Raw genomic sequence first — 16,957 nt, forward strand, 5'->3', positions numbered from 1 at the left:
AACGACACCCCCTAGCCCTCCGCGATCACCACCGCCGACGCGATCCCCGCGTCATGGCTCAGCGACACGTGCCAGGACGCCACCCCCAGCTCCGCCGCCCGCGCCGCCACCGACCCCGTCACCCGCAGCCGCGGTCGCCCGCTGTCCTCGACGTACACCTCGGCGTCCGTCCACAGCAGCCCCGCGGGCGCGCCCAGCGCCTTGGCCAGCGCCTCCTTCGCCGCGAAACGGGCGGCGAGCGAGGCGACGCCCCGGCGCTCCCCGCTCGGCAGTAGCAGCTCGCTCTCCAGGAAGAGCCGCCCCGCCAGGGCCGGTGTGCGTTCCAGCGACGCCCCGAACCGCTCGACCTCGGCCACGTCGATCCCGACCCCGATGATGCTCATGCCGGGCACCTTAACCAGTGCCGGGCGCAGTCGGGCGGGGGCGGCCGGGTGCTCTGAGAGACTGGGGGCACGATGAGTGAGACAGCTGCTCGGCGGGACGCGGTCCTGCGCGCCCGGGCCGAGATCGACCTGGCCGCCCTGCGGGCCAACGTACGCGCACTGCGCGAACGGGCCCCCGGGGCGGCTCTCATGGCCGTCGTCAAGGCCGACGCCTACGGCCACGGCGCGATCCCCTGCGCCCGCGCCGCCGTCGAGGCGGGCGCGACCTGGCTCGGCACCGCCACACCGCAGGAGGCCCTCGCCCTGCGCGCGGAGGCCGGACTGCCGGACGACGTGCGGATCATGTGCTGGCTGTGGACGCCGGGCGGTCCCTGGCGGGAGGCGATCGAGGCCCGCCTCGACGTGTCCCTCAGCGGGATGTGGGCCCTGGAGGAGGTCACCGAGGCGGCCCGGCGGGGCGGGGTTCCCGCGCGGGTGCAGCTCAAGGCCGACACCGGACTCGGCCGCGGCGGCTGCCAGCCCGGCGAGGACTGGGAGGAACTGGTCGGGGCCGCCCTGCGGGCCGAGAGCGAGGGGCTGCTCCGCGTCACCGGACTGTGGTCCCACTTCGCCTGCGCCGACGAACCCGGCCACCCCTCCATCGCCGCGCAGCTCACCCGCTTCCTGGAGATGACGGCCTACGCCGAGCAGCAGGGCGTACGCCCCGAGGTGCGGCACATCGCCAACTCGCCGGCCACGCTCACCCTCCCCGAGACCCACTTCGACCTCGTACGCCCCGGCATCGCGATGTACGGCGTCTCGCCCAGCCCCGAGATCGGCACCCCCGCCGACTTCGGACTGCGCCCCGTGATGACGCTGGCCGCCTCCCTGGCCCTGGTCAAGCACGTCCCCGGCGGCCACGGCGTCAGTTACGGGCACCACTACACCACCCCGGGCGACACCACCCTCGGTCTCGTCCCGCTCGGCTACGCGGACGGCATCCCGCGCCACGCCTCCTCCACCGGCCCCGTTCTCGTCGACGGCAAGTGGCGCACGGTCGCGGGGCGGATCGCGATGGACCAGTTCGTCGTCGACCTGGGCGGGGACCGGCCGGAGCCGGGCGCAGAGGCGGTGCTGTTCGGGCCCGGCGACCGCGGCGAGCCCACCGCCGAGGACTGGGCACAGGCGGCGGGCACCATCGCGTACGAGATCGTCACCCGGATCGGAAGCCGCGTCCCACGCGTCTATGTGAACGAGTGACGCGCCCGTCGGTGCAGTGACGCGCTTTGAGGAGAATCAGCGGCCGGCGGGTATCCGCACAGTGGCCCGGGCGAAGAGGAGCGGTGTACGTGAGCGAGAGCAACGGGGAGGCCGTCGCGGCGGCCGTCGCCTCCGCCACGGAGGCCGCCACCGAAGTCGCCGCCGGCGGCTGGCGCCGGGCCACCGGCATCGCCGGGGTCGCGATAGGCGTGGTCGCGGCGGGCGCCGCGGCCGGCGTGGCGATAGAACGGCTCACCGTCGGCCGCGGGATGCGCCAGAAGGCCCGCCTCGCCCTCGACTCGGCGGGACCGTACGGCGGAGTGCGCGGCACCCCCGGCAAGGCGTACGCCGAGGACGGCACCGAGCTGTACTACGAGGTCGACGACATCGACCCGGAGGCGGAGTCCGCGCTCACCCGGCGCCGCCGGCGGCTGTTCGGCCGGAAGGCACCCGCCCCCGTGACCGTCGTCTTCAGCCACGGCTACTGCCTCAACCAGGACTCCTGGCACTTCCAGCGCGCGGCCCTCCGGGGCGTCGTGCGCACCGTGTACTGGGACCAGCGCAGCCACGGCCGGTCCGGGCGGGGCGTGTCCCAGGTGCGGGACGACCGGCCGGTCACCATCGAGGACCTGGGCCGCGACCTGAAGGCCGTCATCGACGCCGCCGCGCCCGACGGCCCGATCGTGCTCGTCGGACACTCCATGGGCGGCATGACCGTGATGGCGCTGGCCGACGCCTTCCCCGAGCTGATCCGCGAGCGCCTCGTCGGCGTCGCCCTCGTCGGCACGTCCTCCGGGCGGCTCGGCGAGGTCAACTTCGGCCTGCCGGTGGCCGGCGTCAACGCGGTGCGGCGGGTGCTGCCGGGCGTGCTGAAGGCGCTGGGGCAGCGGGCCGAGCTGGTGGAGAAGGGACGGCGGGCGACGGCCGACCTGTTCGCCGGGATCATCAAGCGGTACTCGTTCGCGTCGCGGGACGTCGACCCGGCCGTGGCCCGCTTCGCCGAGCGGATGATCGAGTCGACGCCGATCGACGTGGTCGCCGAGTTCTACCCGGCCTTCAACGACCACGACAAGACCGAGGCCCTCGCCCATTTCGCCGACCTGCCGGTCCTCGTGCTGGCCGGGGTACGGGACCTGGTGACGCCGAGCGAGCACAGCGAGGCGATCGCCGACCTGCTGCCGGACGCGGAACTGGTGCTCGTCCCCGACGCGGGGCACCTGGTGATGCTGGAGCATCCGGAGCTGGTCACCGACCGCCTCGCCGACCTGCTCGCCCGCGCGGGCGCCGTGCCGGCAGCGGCTACCGTGGACGGCTATGGAAGCACCAGCAGCAGCGCGGGGCCCGGCTGAGCCCTCCGGGTCCTCCGGGATCTCCGGGTCCTCCGGGCCCTCCGAGTCCGCCCCCGGCGTCGAGATCACCGTCACCTCCCCCGAGCAGATGCGGGAACTGGGCCGCAGGCTCGCCAAGCTGCTGCGCGCCGGTGACCTGGTGATGCTCAGCGGAGAGCTGGGCGCGGGCAAGACCACGATGACCCGAGGGCTCGGCGAGGGCATGGGCGTGCGGGGCGCCGTCACCTCCCCGACCTTCGTGATCGCCCGCGTGCACCCCTCGCTCGGCGACGGTCCGCCGCTCGTCCACGTGGACGCCTACCGGCTGTCCGGCGGGCTGGACGAGATGGAGGACCTCGACCTCGACGTCTCGCTGTCCGACTCGGTGATCGTGGTCGAGTGGGGCGAGGGCAAGGTCGAGGAGCTGACCGACGACCGGCTGCGGGTCCGGATCGACCGTGCCGTCGGCGACACCACCGACGAGGTGCGGCACGTGACGGTCACCGGCATCGGCGCGCGCTGGGCCGCGGCCGACGTGAGCGTCCTCACCGGCTGAGCCGCCCCGGCACGCCCATCCCGGCTGCCGAGGGGGCGGTCCCGGGGCGGTCCCGGGGATGTTCCGACAAGACGTCGGCAAGATATTGCGTTCGGGGTCTTGCGCGTGGTCACATGGTACCCAGCTCGTAGTTAGGCATGCCTTACTACGCCCCGCCCCCGACCTTCAGGAGGCGTCCATGTCCCAGACCCCGCCCCAGCCCCGCCCGACGCCCCGGTCGCCCGAGCCCACCGGGGTGTCCATGCGTGACCTGCTCGCGTCCTGCGCCGCCGCGAGGGCGGTCTCGACGCCGCCGGCCGCGCCCGCCGAGGCCCAGGCCCGCCGACCCGTCCGGGAGCACCGCGAGGCCGCCTGACCACTCCCGCGTCCCCGGCGTCGTCAGGGGACGACGACGACCTGGTGCCCGATCGTCGCGAACTCCCACACGGCGTCGCCGTCCGCGCGCGACTCCCGGATGCCGCCGGTGCGCTCGGCCGGGTCCGGCTTCGCCGTCGAGCCGTCGACCGCGGCGCTGAAGCCGATGGCCACGCCCTCGGTGCTGGTGAAGCGCACGACGTGCTCGACCGGGATGCCGTCGGACCCGGTGACCCGGTTGGAGCGGGACGTGACCGTGTAGGTGCCCGGCGCCGGATCGACCGTACTGGGCGTGACCTCGAACGTGCGCCGCACCTTGTTCCCGGCGCCGACCAGCCAGACGCGGTCGTCGTCCACCGAGTACACCACCCGTTCACCCTTTCCGGACCCCGCGGGCAGGGCGTCGGGGTGCCGGCGGTCGCGCGGTGCCTTGGAGGCGCCCGGGGCGGGTGCGCCGCTCGCGTGGGTCCGGCGGAGGTCGGCCGGTGCGCTGTCGGACGCCTGGTGGGCGAGGACGCCGACCGTCACGAGAGCCGCCGTGGTGAGGCCGGTGACGATACCGGCGCTGCTGCTGACCACTGGCGACCACCTCGTCGTCGTATTCGTGCGTTGCCGTACTCGGGCGTTGTCGTACTCGGGCGTTGTCGTTCTCGTGCGTTCTCGCGTCGCGCGGCGCGCGTCCGCCCTCGGCGACGGTAGCAGTACGTGAGCGGGCGAACGCGGTGCGCGACACGGGGCGGACAGTCCCGGCCGGTCGGGCGCCGCCGGGGTTGTCCACAGGGCGTCCGGCGCGGGTCCGCGGCGCCGTAGGCTGTTTGCGTGCTCTTGCTCGCTCTGGATACCGCCACGCCCGCCGTGACCGTCGCGCTGCACGACGGTACGGACGTCATCGCCTCGTCGAGTCAGGTGGACGCACGCCGGCACGGTGAGCTGCTGCTGCCCGCCGTCGACCGGGTGCTCGCCGAGGCCGGTCTGCGGCTCGACGCGGTCACCGCCGTCGTCGCCGGTACCGGCCCCGGCCCGTACACCGGGCTGCGCGTCGGCCTGATGACCGCGGACGCCTTCGGACTCGCGCTCGGCGTACCCGTACACGGCCTGTGCACGCTGGACGGACTCGCCTTCGCCGCCGACCTGGAGGGCCCCTTCGTGGTGGCGACGGACGCCCGCCGCAAGGAGGTCTACTGGGCGCGCTACGCCGACTCGCACACCCGGCTCACCGACCCCGCCGTCGACCGCCCCGCCGACATCGCCGGGCAGGTGGCCGGACTCCCGGCCGTCGGCGCGGGCACGCTGCTGTACCCGGACACCTTCCCCCGGGCGCACGAGCCCGAGCACGTGTCCGCGGCCGCCCTGGCCCGGCTGGCCGCCGAGCGGCTGGCGGCGGGCGAGGAGCTGCCCGCGCCGCGGCCGCTGTACCTGCGCCGGCCCGACGCCCAGGTCCCCAAGAACTACAAGGTGGTCACCCCCAAGTGACCGAAGCCACCGAGCCCGTGACCCCGCCCGCGTCCGCCGCCGTACTGCGCGAGATGCGCTGGTGGGACATCGACCCCGTGCTCCGGATGGAGCGGGAGCTGTTCCCGGAGGACGCCTGGTCGCGGGGGATGTTCTGGTCCGAGCTGGCCCACGCGCGCGGACCGGGGGCGACCCGGCGGTACCTGGTCGCCGAGGAGGACGGCCGGATCGTCGGCTACGCGGGGCTGGTCACCTCCGGGGAGCAGGGCGACGTACAGACCATCGCCGTCGCCCGCGACCACTGGGGCACCGGTCTCGGGGCGCGACTGCTGACCGAGCTGCTGCGGGCGGCGACCGCCTTCGAGTGCACCGAGGTGCTGCTGGAGTGCCGGGTGGACAACACCCGCGCCCAACGGCTGTACGAGCGCTTCGGCTTCGAGCCCATCGGCTTCAGACGCGGCTACTACCAGCCGGGGAACGTGGACGCCCTGGTGATGCGCCTGACCGACCCCTCCACCTCCGTACCGGGAACCGAGCGAGGAACCGACAACCATGCCTGACGAACCTCTGGTCCTGGGGATCGAGACCTCCTGCGACGAGACCGGCGTCGGTGTCGTCCGCGGCACCACCCTGCTGGCCGACGCCGTCGCCTCCAGCGTCGACGAGCACGCCCGCTTCGGCGGCGTCGTGCCGGAGGTGGCGAGCCGCGCCCACCTGGAGGCGATGGTCCCCACCATCGACCGCGCGCTGAAGGAGGCGGGCGTCAGCGCCCGCGACCTCGACGGCATCGCCGTCACCGCCGGGCCCGGTCTCGCGGGTGCCCTGCTGGTCGGCGTCTCGGCGGCCAAGGCGTACGCCTACGCGCTGGGCAAGCCGCTGTACGGCGTCAACCACCTCGCCTCGCACATCTGCGTCGACCAGCTCGAACACGGCGCGCTGCCCGAGCCGACGATGGCGCTGCTGGTCTCCGGCGGGCACTCCTCCCTGCTGCTGTCGACGGACATCACGTCCGACGTCCGCCCGCTGGGCGCCACCATCGACGACGCGGCCGGCGAGGCCTTCGACAAGATCGCCCGCGTGCTGAACCTGGGCTTCCCCGGCGGCCCGGTCATCGACCGGTACGCGCGCGAGGGCGATCCGAACGCGATCGCCTTCCCGCGCGGGCTGACCGGTCCGCGCGACGCGGCGTACGACTTCTCCTTCTCCGGTCTGAAGACGGCCGTGGCCCGCTGGATCGAGGCGAAGCGGGCGGCGGGGGAGGAGGTGCCGGTGCGCGACGTGTCGGCCTCCTTCCAGGAGGCGGTCGTGGACGTGCTGACCCGCAAGGCGGTGCGGGCCTGCAAGGACGAGGGCGTGGACCACCTGATGATCGGCGGCGGCGTGGCCGCCAACTCCCGGCTGCGGGCCCTGGCCCAGGAGCGCTGCGAGGCGGCCGGTATCCGGCTGCGCGTGCCCCGCCCCAAGCTGTGCACGGACAACGGCGCGATGGTGGCCGCGCTCGGCGCCGAGATGGTCGCCCGCAACCGGTCCGCCTCCGACTGGGACCTCTCGGCCGACTCCTCCCTGCCGGTCACGGAACCGCACGTGCCGGGCCACGGCCACCCGCACGACCACGACCACGACCATGACCACGTCCACGAGGTCAGCAAGGAGAACCTGTACTCGTGACCGTCGCCCTGATGTGGGAGGCGCGAGCCGTCCCGGGCCGGGGCGAGGACCTGCTGGCCTGGGCCCGCGCCCAGCCACTCGCCGGCACCCCGCTCCGCCGCGAGACCCTGCGCGCCCCGCAGGACCGCGTCCTGGTCATCACCTGGTGGGCCGCCGCCTACGACGACGAACTGCCGGAACTGCCCGAACCGGGCGCGGAACTGGTCGCTCGGGCGGTGCACCGGTGGCGGTTCGAGTCGGTCGGGAGCGAGAGCCGGCAGGGCGAATGATTCGGGTCCCGCATCGAATGTTCCGATGGGCTTCGGTGCACCGGACCCTTCGTCAGGTGGCCCCATGGGGTTACGATCGCCGCCATGACATCCCCGCAGCCCGCTGAAACCCGGACGCAAAAGCGGTCCGCGCAGACCGCGACCCTCGCCGAGATCGCGCGTGAGGCCGGTGTGTCGGCGCCGACTGTTTCGAAGGTGCTCAACGGCCGGGCCGACGTCGCCCCGGCGACCAGGGCCCGCGTGGAGGATCTGCTGCGCACCCACGGCTACCGGCGCAGGCGGGCCGAGTCGACCCGCTCGCCGCTGATCGACCTGGTCTTCCACGAGCTGGAGAGCGCCTGGGCGATGGAGGTCATCCGGGGCGTGGAGAACGTGGCGCGGGACACCGGGCTCAGCGTCGTGCTCTCCGAGAGCGCGGGCCGCCTCACGCCCGGCCGGACCTGGGCCGACCAGGTCGCCGCCCGCCGTCCGCACGGCGTGATCCTCGTGCTGTCCGGCCTCGACGAGTCCCAGCGGGCCCTGCTCACCAGCCGCTCCATCCCGTTCGTCGTGATGGACCCGGCCGGCGACCCGGGCGCCGACGTGCCGTCCATCGGCGCCACCAACTGGCAGGGCGGACTCGCCGCCACCCGCCACCTCGTCGACCTCGGCCACACCCGCATCGGCGCGATCAGCGGACCCACCCGCATGATGTGCAGCCGCGCCCGCGTCGACGGCTACCGGGCCGCCCTGGAGACCGCCGGGCTGCCGGTCGACCCCGACCTGATCGTGACCGGCGACTTCCACCACGAGGCCGGCTACCGGCAGGGCCTGGAGCTGCTGCGCCGCCCGGACCGGCCGACCGCCGTCTTCGCGGGCAACGACCTCCAGGCGCTCGGGCTGTACGAGGCCGCACGCGAGCTGGGGCTGCGCATCCCGCAGGACCTGAGCGTGGTCGGGTTCGACGACCTGCCGGTGGCCCGCTGGGTGGGCCCGCCGCTGACGACCGTACGGCAGCCGCTCATGGAGATGGCCGAGGCGGCGGCGCGGCTGGTCCTGGACCTCGGGCGGGACGACGGCGCCTCGACGGCGACCCGCGTCGAGCTGGCCACCAGCCTGGAGGTGCGCAGCAGTACGGCACCGCCCCGGGAGGGCTAGGCGAGGGTTTCGGGGTCACCCCTCCCCGCCCGAAACGTTCGGCAGTCTCCGAAGTCTGAGAATTTCCGCAGAAGCCCGACCCGCATGTTCCTGTTTCAATAATTCGGACTTATGTTCTTTCCGGCGGGGCATTCGCGTGGGGACGCGAACGGGACGGCAGGGGCGGGGGCTGACGCATGGCGACGCGGGACGGGCAGGGAGAGCGGAGCGGCCGCTCGAGAGGCCTGAAGGTGGCCGCGCTGGCCCTGACCGGCGCCCTGCTGCTCGGCGCCGGGGCGGCGGGCTGGGCCTACTGGCACCTCAACGGCAACATCAAGGGCGTCGACATCAACGGCGCGCTCGGCGACGACCGCCCCGCACGACCGGTCACCGTGCCCTCCGCCTCGCCCTCCGCGTCCCCGGTGCCCACCGGCGCCCTGAACCTCCTGGTCCTCGGCTCGGACTCGCGCAGCGGCGACGAGAACCAGGAACTCGGCGGCGGCGACAGCGGAGGCGCCCGCTCGGACACGGCGATGGTCGTCCACCTCGACGCCGGCCGCACCGCCGCCACCGTCGTCAGCATCCCGCGCGACACCCTCGTCGACCGGCCCTCCTGCCCGCTGCCGTCCGGCGGCTCGACCCGGGAGGCGAGCGGCGCGATGTTCAACACCGCCTACGAACTGGGCGGGCCGGTCTGCGCGGTCAAGACCGTCGAGTCGCTCACCGGCGTCCGCATGGACCACTACATCGAGATCGACTTCTCCGGTTTCGCCGACCTGGTCGACGCGCTCGGCGGGGTCACGGTCACCACGGACGTGGACATCGACGACGACAAGAGCCACCTGCACCTGGACGCCGGCACCCATCACCTCGACGGCACCGAGGCCCTCGGCCTGGCCCGCACCCGGTACGGGCTGGCGGGCGGCAGCGACCTCGCCCGGATAGGGCTCCAGCAGAAACTGGTCAAGGCGCTGCTGGAGCAGATCTCCGCCACCGACCTGCTCACCGACCCCGCCCGGCTCTACCAGGTCGCCGACGCCCTCACCGGCAGCCTCACCACCGACACGGGACTGGACTCGCTGGGTGAGCTGACCGGCCTGGGCCGCAGCCTCGGCGACCTGTCGGCGGACGACGTACGCACCGTGACCATGCCGGTGCTGCCCGCGCCCTCCGATCCCAACCGGGTGGTGGCGGACCAGCCGGACGCCGATGACCTGTGGAAATCGCTGCGCTGAGAAATTCTCCGGGAAATCTCACGGCGGGTGTCGATCCGGGTCCCGCCCGTTCGACGCACTGGGTGAGAGGCCGGGGACGAACCCCGGCCGCCGAACCCGAGGAGGCACCATGCCCCGCTACCTCTCCCTGATCCGCATCGAGGAGTCCGACGCCCTCTCCGGCGGCCCCAGCCCCGAGCTGATCCAGCGGATGGAGAAGCTGATGGAGGAGATGACCAAGGCCGGCGTCCTGCTCGACACGGCCGGGCTGACCCCGACCGCCCAGGGCACCCGCGTGCACTACGAGGGCGGGCAGCTGTCCGTCACCGACGGGCCCTTCACCGAGTCCAAGGAGGTCATCGGCGGCTACTCCCTCCTCCAGGCCAAGGACAGGGCCGAGGCGGTCGAGTGGACCAAGCGCTTCCTGAAGGTGCACGAGGAGTACTGGACGGTGACCTGCGAGGTGCGGGAGCTGATGGAGGGCTGAGTCCCGTTTTGCCCCGGCGGCCCGAGGGTGTTGCATGGTGGGCTGTGGAACCGCAGCCCACCGAGGCCCTCGAAACCGTCTTCCGGCTGGAGTCGCCCCGCGTCATCGCCGCCGTCGCCCGGCTCGTCCGCGACGTCGGCATCGCGGAGGAACTCACCCAGGACGCCCTGGTCGCCGCCCTCCAGCAGTGGCCCCGGGACGGTGTGCCCGACAATCCGGGCGCCTGGCTCATGGCCGCCGCCCGACGCCGCGCCGTCGACCTGATCCGGCGCCGGGAGAACTACGCCCGCAAGCTCGCGGAGATCGGCCGGGACCTGCCCGCCTCGACGGCGCCGCCCGAGGAGCCCGCCGGCCCGGAGGACATCGACGACGACCTGCTGCGGCTGGTGTTCACCGCCTGCCACCCGGTGCTGTCCGCCGAGGCCCGCATCGCCCTCACCCTGCGGCTGCTCGGCGGCCTGACCACGCCCGAGATCGCCCGCGCCTTCCTCGTACCGGAACCGACGGTCGCCCAGCGCATCGTGCGCGCCAAACGGACCCTGGCCACCAAGAACGTCGCCTTCGAGGTGCCCTACGGCCCGGACCGCGCAGCCCGCCTCGGCTCGGTCCTGGAGGTCATCTACCTGATCTTCAACGAGGGCTACGCGGCGACCGCGGGCGACGACTGGCTGCGCCCCGGCCTGTGCGAGGACGCCCTGCGCCTGGCCCGCGTCCTGGCCGCCCTGATGCCCAAGGAACCCGAGGTCCACGGCCTGACTGCCCTGCTGGAGTTCCAGGCCTCCCGCACCGCCGCCCGCACCGGACCCGGCGGCGAGCCGGTCCTCCTGCGGGACCAGAACCGCCGCCGCTGGAACCGCATGCTCATCGCCCGCGGCATCACCGCCCTCGACCACGCCCACGCCACCACCGGCTCCGGCGCCCCGGGCCCGTACGTCCTCCAGGCCGCGATCGCCGCCTGCCACGCGACGGCCCACACCTACGACGAGACCGACTGGCCGCGCATCGCCACGCTCTACGGCCTCCTCGCGGCCCGCGCCCCGTCCCCGGTCGTCGAACTCAACCGCGCGGTCGCCGTGTCGATGGCCGAGGGCCCGGCCTGCGCCCTGCCCCTCGTCGACGCCCTCGCCGCCGAACCGGCCCTGCGCGACTACCACCTGCTCCCCAGCGTCCGCGGCGACCTCCTGCAACGCCTGGGCCGCACGGCGGAGGCGCGCACGGAGTTCGAAAGGGCCGCTTCCCTGGCCCGCAACGAACGCGAACGCACCCTCCTGACACGCCGCGCGCAGGAGACGGCCGACTAGGGGGTGTCGTTTGGATCAGGTCGGCTCTAGCCAACGTTGCGTTGTTGCCGACCTGAGCGGGGTCTGGTGCGTGCAGCTGCAAGGCGGAGGAGGGCGACAACGCGGAGCGTTGGCAACCGACGACAACGCCGCAGATGTGCGTGCCAGGCCCCGCGACCCCGGCATGATCCAAACGACACCCCCTAGCGCACCGGGTGCCCGATCAGCATCGTCGGCGCCCCCGCGACCCGGGTCAGGAACACGGTCGCCGAGTTCGGCCCCTGCGGTCTGACCTTCTTGCGCAGTTCCTCCGGCTCGACCGCCGAGCCGCGCTTCTTCACCGTCAGCGTGCCGACCTCGCGCTCCCGCAGCAGTGCCTTCAGCTTCTTCACGTTGAAGGGCATCAGGTCGGTGATCTCGTACGCCGTGGCGTACGGCGTCGGCAGCAGTGCGTCGGCGGTGACGTACGCGATCGTCGCGTCGAGCAGCCCGCCGCCGACCTGTTCGGCGACCTCGGCGACCAGGTGGGCGCGGATGACGGCGCCGTCCGGCTCGTACAGGTACCGGCCGGGCGTGCGGACGTCCGGGTCGGGCAGGCCGGCGCCGGGCAGGGTGCGCGGCCCCGGCAGCAGCGTGGCCCGCACCGCCCCAGGCGACGCGCCGGTGCCGAACCACAGCACCGCCTCCTTCACGTCCCCGCCGTCGGAGATCCACTCGGCCTCGGCGTCCTCGGGCACCGCCTCGTGCGGGATGCCGGGCGCGACCTTCAGCGCGGCGGCGCGGGACGCCGTACGGGCCGCCCGGACGGCCCAGGACAGCGGCGGCGAGTACGCCTCGGGGTCGAAGATCCTTCCCCGTCCACCCCGCCGCGCGGGGTCGACGAACACGGCGTCGTACCCACCCGTGTCCACCTCCGTGACATCCGCCTTGCGCACCTCGATCAGGTCGTCGAGACCCAACTCCGCGGCGTTGGCGCGGGCCGCCGCGGCCGTCGCCGGGTCACGGTCGACGGCCAGGACCCGGATCCCGGCGCGGGCCAGTGCGATCGCGTCGCCCCCGATCCCGCAGCACAGGTCGGCGACGGAGGTCACGCCCAGGGCCGTCAGCCGCCGGGCCCGGTACGCCGCCACACTCGTCCGCGTCGACTGCTCGACCCCGTGGGGAGTGAAGAACATCCGCCCGGCGTCCTCGGCCCCGAACTTCGCCACCGCCCGCTGCCGCAGCCGCGCCTGCCCGAGCGCCGCCGACACCGACTCGGCGGGATGCGTGCGCCGCAGCCGGGTGGCGACGGTCAACTCCTGCGCGGGGTCGGTGTCGCGCACCTCGTCGAGGAGCGCGCGGCCTTCGGGGGTGAGCAGGGTACGGAGGGCGTCGAGGTCGTTCACCGGGCCATTGTGGGCCAGTCGGTGGATCGTGTGCCTCCGGCGCGGTGTCGGGCCCGGTTCTGCGGCGGGGGACTGCGAGGATCCCGCTCCATGCGAGCAGTCGTACAAAATGACAAAAGTCGGGCGTCAGGCATGTTTCGGGCGTCGTCCTCCCCCGGTCGCCGGATGCGCGGCGCCACCGTCACCGCGTCCGCCGCCCTCGCCCTCGCCGCCCTCGCCTCCGGTTGTGCGCAGGACGACGGCCACGGGGTGCGGGGCGCCGCCGGTCAGCAAGCCGCGCAGGCGCCCCCGGCCCGCGCGCTCGACGGCGCGGCCAAGGCGCGCGAGGCCCGGGCCGCCCTGGCCGCCGCCGCCAAGCGCTGGGACCTCAGGAAGGTCCCGCTGGCGGCCCCCGCGCCCCCCGCGAAGAAGCCGGAGATCAAGGCCCGCGAGGGCTTCGAGGTGGACGGTCAGGAGACGGAGAACCTCCCGCCCGTCTTCACCACCGTCCCCACCAAGGAGAAGATCGTCTTCCTCACCATCGACGACGGCGCCGAGAAGGACCCGGCGTTCCTGAAGATGATGAGCGAGCTGAAGATCCCGTACACGGTCTTCCTCACCGACGAGGAGATCAAGGACGACTACGGCTACTTCAAGAAGATGCAGGCCCGGGGCATCACCCTCAACAACCACACCCTGAGCCACCCCTACCTCCCCGCGCTCTCCTACGAGGAGCAGAAACGGGAGATCTGCGGCATGCAGGACGTGATGGAGAAGCACTACGGCAAGCGCCCCGCCCTCTTCCGCCCGCCCTTCGGCAACTACAACCACGACACCCTGCGCGCCGCGAAGTCCTGCGGCATCAAGTACGCCCCGATCTGGAGCGAGGAGGTGTACGTCGACCACTGGGAGTACCGCGAGTGGGACCAGGACCTGCACCCCGGCGACATCGTCCTCACCCACTTCCGGGGCAAGGGCGACTGGGACGGCACGATGACCGACATGGTCCGCCGCTTCCTGAACCGGATCACCGCCGACGGGTACGCGGTGGCCCGGCTGGAGGACTACCTGTGAGCCGAGGGCGGTTCCGGCCGGCCCTCGCCGTCCTCGCCGCCCTCCTGCTCGCCGGCTGCGCCCAGCTCGCCGCCCCCGCCGAACACACCGGGGCCACAAGACCCGCCCAGGGTGGAGCCCAGGACGGCGACCAGGGGCGGAACCTGCCGCCCGTCGTGGACCACGTCCGCACCACCGACCGGGTCGTCTTCCTCACCTACGACGACAGCGCCGAGCGCGACCCCCGCTTCACCGGCCTGATCCGCGAACGGCGGCTCCCGGTCACCCTGTTCCTCACCGACACCGTCGCGGGGCCGGCCTACGGCGACTTCGCCCGGCTGCGCTCGGTCGGCGCGAGCATGCAGAACCACACCCTCGACCACCGCTCCCTGCGCGGCCTGCCCTACGCAGGACAGCGGGCCGAGATCTGCGGCCAGCAGACCAAGCTCAAGTCCCGCTTCGGCGTCCGCCCCCACCTCTTCCGCCCGCCCCACGGCACGTACGACACCACGACCCTGCGCGCCGCCGCCGACTGCGGCATCACGGCCCTCGTCCTGTGGCGGGCCACCCTCGACGCCGACGGCGCCCTCGCCTGCACCCGCGGCGAGAACCGCCTCCACCCAGGCGACATCGTGGCCGTCGACCCGGACCACCCCACGGGCGCGGACCTGACCGCCCGCACGGAGCGTTTGCTGAAGACGATCGAGGAGCAGGGGCTCAGGGTGGGCAAGCTGGAAAACTACCTGTAATCACCAGCCCGTCCGGCGCTTGAGGACGAGGCCGTCCAGGCCGAAGCGGGGGCCTGGGGGCGGCAGCCCCCAGCGGGCCCGGCACCGACGCAGGGTGCCTCCACGCACCGGCGTTCACCCGAAAACCCCGGCGACGCGCCGCCGGCATTGGCACTCCGCTTGACCGAGTGCTAATCGCAGTCATAGTCTCGGCACTGGCACTCCCCACTGGAGAGTGCCAACTACGCGACGGGCAGGTCCGGCACCCGCGACGACGGATCCACCTGGTCGCCACCTCAGACAGTTAACCCCGTGAGATCTCCGAAGGGGGAGGTCGGATCGTGACGACCACCAGCTCCAAGGTTGCCATCAAGCCGCTCGAGGACCGCATCGTGGTCCAGCCGCTCGACGCCGAGCAGACCACGGCTTCGGGCCTGGTCATTCCGGACACCGCCAAGGAGAAGCCCCAGGAGGGCGTCGTCCTGGCCGTGGGCCCGGGCCGCTTCGAGGACGGCAACCGTCTTCCGCTCGACGTCAGCGTTGGCGACGTCGTGCTCTACAGCAAGTACGGCGGCACCGAGGTGAAGTACAACGGCGAGGAGTACCTCGTCCTCTCGGCCCGCGACGTGCTCGCGATCGTCGAGAAGTAATTCACCGAAGCACCTTGCTTTCCAGCTGCGCCCCTGGCTCCCGCGACCATAAAAAAGCCGGGTGTCGGGGGCGCAGTGCCGTATAACCCCAAGATTTCCGGAAGAGGGCTCACGCTCCCATGGCGAAGATCCTGAAGTTCGACGAGGACGCCCGTCGCGCCCTCGAGCGCGGCGTCAACAAGCTCGCCGACACCGTGAAGGTGACGATCGGCCCCAAGGGCCGCAACGTCGTCATCGACAAGAAGTTCGGCGCCCCCACCATCACCAACGACGGCGTCACCATCGCCCGCGAGGTCGAGGTCGAGGACCCGTACGAGAACCTCGGCGCCCAGCTGGTGAAGGAGGTGGCGACCAAGACCAACGACATCGCGGGTGACGGCACCACCACCGCCACCGTGCTGGCCCAGGCCCTGGTCCGCGAGGGTCTGAAGAACGTCGCCGCCGGCGCCTCCCCGGCGCTGCTCAAGAAGGGCATCGACGCGGCCGTGGCCGCCGTGTCCGAGGAGCTCCTCGCGACGGCCCGCCCGATCGACGAGAAGTCCGACATCGCCGCCGTCGCCGGTCTGTCCGCCCAGGACCAGCAGGTCGGCGAGCTGATCGCCGAGGCGATGGACAAGGTCGGCAAGGACGGTGTCATCACCGTCGAGGAGTCCAACACCTTCGGTCTGGAGCTGGACTTCACCGAGGGCATGGCCTTCGACAAGGGCTACCTGTCGCCGTACTTCGTGACGGACCAGGAGCGCATGGAGGCCGTCCTCGACGACCCGTACATCCTGATCAACCAGGGCAAGATCTCCTCCATCGCGGACCTGCTGCCGCTGCTGGAGAAGGTCATCCAGGCCAACGCCTCCAAGCCGCTGCTGATCATCGCCGAGGACCTGGAGGGCGAGGCGCTCTCCACCCTCGTCGTCAACAAGATCCGCGGCACCTTCAACGCGGTGGCCGTCAAGGCCCCCGGGTTCGGCGACCGCCGCAAGGCGATGCTCCAGGACATGGCCGTCCTCACCGGCGCCACGGTCATCTCCGAGGAGGTCGGCCTCAAGCTCGACCAGGTCGGTCTCGAGGTGCTCGGCACCGCCCGCCGCATCACCGTCACCAAGGACGACACCACCATCGTCGACGGTGCCGGCAAGCGCGACGAGGTCCAGGGCCGCATCGCCCAGATCAAGGCCGAGATCGAGTCCACGGACTCCGACTGGGACCGCGAGAAGCTCCAGGAGCGCCTCGCGAAGCTGGCCGGCGGCGTGTGCGTGATCAAGGTCGGCGCCGCCACCGAGGTGGAGCTCAAGGAGCGCAAGCACCGTCTGGAGGACGCCATCTCCGCGACCCGCGCCGCGGTCGAGGAGGGCATCGTCTCCGGTGGTGGCTCCGCGCTGGTCCACGCCGTCAAGGTCCTCGAGGGCAACCTCGGCAAGTCCGGCGACGAGGCCACCGGTGTCGCGGTCGTCCGCCGCGCCGCCGTCGAGCCGCTGCGCTGGATCGCCGAGAACGCCGGCCTGGAGGGTTACGTCATCACCTCCAAGGTCGCCGAGCTCGACAAGGGCCAGGGCTTCAACGCCGCCACCGGCGAGTACGGCGACCTGGTCAAGGCCGGCGTCATCGACCCGGTGAAGGTCACCCGCTCCGCCCTGGAGAACGCCGCCTCCATCGCCTCCCTCCTCCTGACGACCGAGACCCTGGTCGTCGAGAAGAAGGAAGAGGAAGAGCCGGCCGCCGGCGGCCACAGCCACGGTCACTCGCACTGAGCGCCGCGCTGAGCTGAACGGTGCCCAGTCCCCTGCGGGGGGCTGGGCACCGCTTCTTTGTGGCGCCGCCG

General features: G+C 72.8%; 19 protein-coding genes. 16 read left to right on the forward strand and 3 right to left on the reverse strand.

Going from position 1 to position 16,957, the window contains the following annotated elements:
- Positions 1-11: 11 nt before the first annotated feature.
- Positions 12-383, reverse strand: a complete 372-nt coding sequence (locus ACGH7X_RS23580; protein ID WP_399887634.1) for a holo-ACP synthase — start codon at positions 381-383, stop codon at positions 12-14.
- 72 nt (positions 384-455) lie between these two features.
- Between ACGH7X_RS23580 and alr the strand changes: the two genes are divergently transcribed.
- From alr to ACGH7X_RS23600, 4 genes are all read left to right on the forward strand, one after another.
- Positions 456-1,622 carry an alanine racemase gene (gene alr / locus ACGH7X_RS23585; protein WP_399887636.1) on the forward strand — a complete coding sequence of 389 codons (1,167 nt, stop codon included), beginning with the start codon at positions 456-458 and terminating at the stop codon, positions 1,620-1,622.
- Positions 1,623-1,711: 89 nt separating this feature from the next.
- Positions 1,712-2,971: an alpha/beta fold hydrolase gene (locus ACGH7X_RS23590; RefSeq protein WP_399887638.1), complete on the forward strand. Its 1,260-nt coding sequence runs from the start codon at positions 1,712-1,714 to the stop codon at positions 2,969-2,971.
- The gene (gene tsaE / locus ACGH7X_RS23595) at positions 2,937-3,506 is read left to right on the forward strand and encodes a tRNA (adenosine(37)-N6)-threonylcarbamoyltransferase complex ATPase subunit type 1 TsaE (protein ID WP_399887640.1); all 570 of its coding nucleotides are present in this window, start codon (positions 2,937-2,939) and stop codon (positions 3,504-3,506) included. The genes ACGH7X_RS23590 and tsaE overlap by 35 nt, the downstream gene beginning before the upstream one ends.
- A 178-nt stretch (positions 3,507-3,684) precedes the next feature.
- Entirely contained in the window at positions 3,685-3,861 is a 177-nt protein-coding gene (locus ACGH7X_RS23600) for a hypothetical protein (protein WP_399887642.1), read from the forward strand.
- A 23-nt stretch (positions 3,862-3,884) separates the two neighbouring features.
- Here ACGH7X_RS23600 and ACGH7X_RS23605 read toward each other — a convergent pair whose 3' ends face one another.
- Positions 3,885-4,439: a hypothetical protein gene (locus tag ACGH7X_RS23605; protein WP_399887644.1), complete on the reverse strand. Its 555-nt coding sequence runs from the start codon at positions 4,437-4,439 to the stop codon at positions 3,885-3,887.
- 240 nt (positions 4,440-4,679) lie between these two features.
- Here ACGH7X_RS23605 and tsaB point away from each other — a divergent pair, with 240 nt between their 5' ends.
- The 8 genes from tsaB (at position 4,680) to ACGH7X_RS23645 (ending at position 11,367) form a co-directional block, all read left to right on the forward strand.
- Positions 4,680-5,333, forward strand: coding sequence for a tRNA (adenosine(37)-N6)-threonylcarbamoyltransferase complex dimerization subunit type 1 TsaB (tsaB, locus tag ACGH7X_RS23610; protein WP_399887646.1), 654 nt, complete (start codon positions 4,680-4,682; stop codon positions 5,331-5,333).
- A gap of 53 nt (positions 5,334-5,386) precedes the next feature.
- Positions 5,387-5,872 (forward strand): ribosomal protein S18-alanine N-acetyltransferase, encoded by a 486-nt coding sequence (rimI, locus tag ACGH7X_RS23615; RefSeq protein ID WP_399897282.1) that lies wholly within the window; start codon positions 5,387-5,389, stop codon positions 5,870-5,872.
- The gene (gene tsaD, locus ACGH7X_RS23620) at positions 5,865-6,980 is read left to right on the forward strand and encodes a tRNA (adenosine(37)-N6)-threonylcarbamoyltransferase complex transferase subunit TsaD (protein ID WP_399887648.1); all 1,116 of its coding nucleotides are present in this window, start codon (positions 5,865-5,867) and stop codon (positions 6,978-6,980) included. Before rimI ends, tsaD begins: the two co-directional genes overlap by 8 nt.
- The gene (locus ACGH7X_RS23625; RefSeq protein WP_399887650.1) at positions 6,977-7,249 is read left to right on the forward strand and encodes a hypothetical protein; all 273 of its coding nucleotides are present in this window, start codon (positions 6,977-6,979) and stop codon (positions 7,247-7,249) included. The genes tsaD and ACGH7X_RS23625 overlap by 4 nt, the downstream gene beginning before the upstream one ends.
- 84 nt (positions 7,250-7,333) lie before the next feature.
- Complete coding sequence (locus ACGH7X_RS23630) at positions 7,334-8,386, forward strand: LacI family DNA-binding transcriptional regulator (protein WP_399887651.1); 1,053 nt, start codon at positions 7,334-7,336, stop codon at positions 8,384-8,386.
- A 176-nt stretch (positions 8,387-8,562) separates the two neighbouring features.
- Entirely contained in the window at positions 8,563-9,600 is a 1,038-nt protein-coding gene (locus ACGH7X_RS23635; RefSeq protein WP_399887653.1) for an LCP family protein, read from the forward strand.
- A 109-nt stretch (positions 9,601-9,709) separates the two neighbouring features.
- Positions 9,710-10,066, forward strand: coding sequence for a YciI family protein (locus ACGH7X_RS23640; RefSeq protein ID WP_399887655.1), 357 nt, complete (start codon positions 9,710-9,712; stop codon positions 10,064-10,066).
- Between the two features lie 44 nt (positions 10,067-10,110).
- Positions 10,111-11,367, forward strand: a complete 1,257-nt coding sequence (locus tag ACGH7X_RS23645; protein WP_399887657.1) for an RNA polymerase sigma factor — start codon at positions 10,111-10,113, stop codon at positions 11,365-11,367.
- 182 nt (positions 11,368-11,549) lie between these two features.
- Here the strand turns inward: ACGH7X_RS23645 and ACGH7X_RS23650 are convergent, their stop codons facing one another.
- Positions 11,550-12,731 (reverse strand): methyltransferase domain-containing protein, encoded by a 1,182-nt coding sequence (locus ACGH7X_RS23650; RefSeq protein WP_399887659.1) that lies wholly within the window; start codon positions 12,729-12,731, stop codon positions 11,550-11,552.
- A 165-nt stretch (positions 12,732-12,896) separates the two neighbouring features.
- Here ACGH7X_RS23650 and ACGH7X_RS23655 point away from each other — a divergent pair, with 165 nt between their 5' ends.
- From ACGH7X_RS23655 to groL, 4 genes are all read left to right on the forward strand, one after another.
- Positions 12,897-13,784, forward strand: coding sequence for a polysaccharide deacetylase family protein (locus ACGH7X_RS23655; RefSeq protein WP_399887661.1), 888 nt, complete (start codon positions 12,897-12,899; stop codon positions 13,782-13,784).
- On the forward strand, positions 13,781-14,512 hold the full coding sequence (locus ACGH7X_RS23660) for a polysaccharide deacetylase family protein (protein ID WP_399887663.1): 732 nt from the start codon (positions 13,781-13,783) through the stop codon (positions 14,510-14,512). The genes ACGH7X_RS23655 and ACGH7X_RS23660 overlap by 4 nt, the downstream gene beginning before the upstream one ends.
- A 320-nt stretch (positions 14,513-14,832) precedes the next feature.
- Positions 14,833-15,141, forward strand: coding sequence for a co-chaperone GroES (gene groES / locus ACGH7X_RS23665; RefSeq protein WP_003974211.1), 309 nt, complete (start codon positions 14,833-14,835; stop codon positions 15,139-15,141).
- Between the two features lie 119 nt (positions 15,142-15,260).
- Entirely contained in the window at positions 15,261-16,886 is a 1,626-nt protein-coding gene (gene groL / locus ACGH7X_RS23670; protein WP_399887665.1) for a chaperonin GroEL, read from the forward strand.
- Positions 16,887-16,957: the final 71 nt, after the last annotated feature.

Source organism: Streptomyces sp. BBFR51 (assembly GCF_044591655.1).
In the GTDB taxonomy this organism is placed as follows: Bacteria; Actinomycetota; Actinomycetes; order Streptomycetales; family Streptomycetaceae; genus Streptomyces.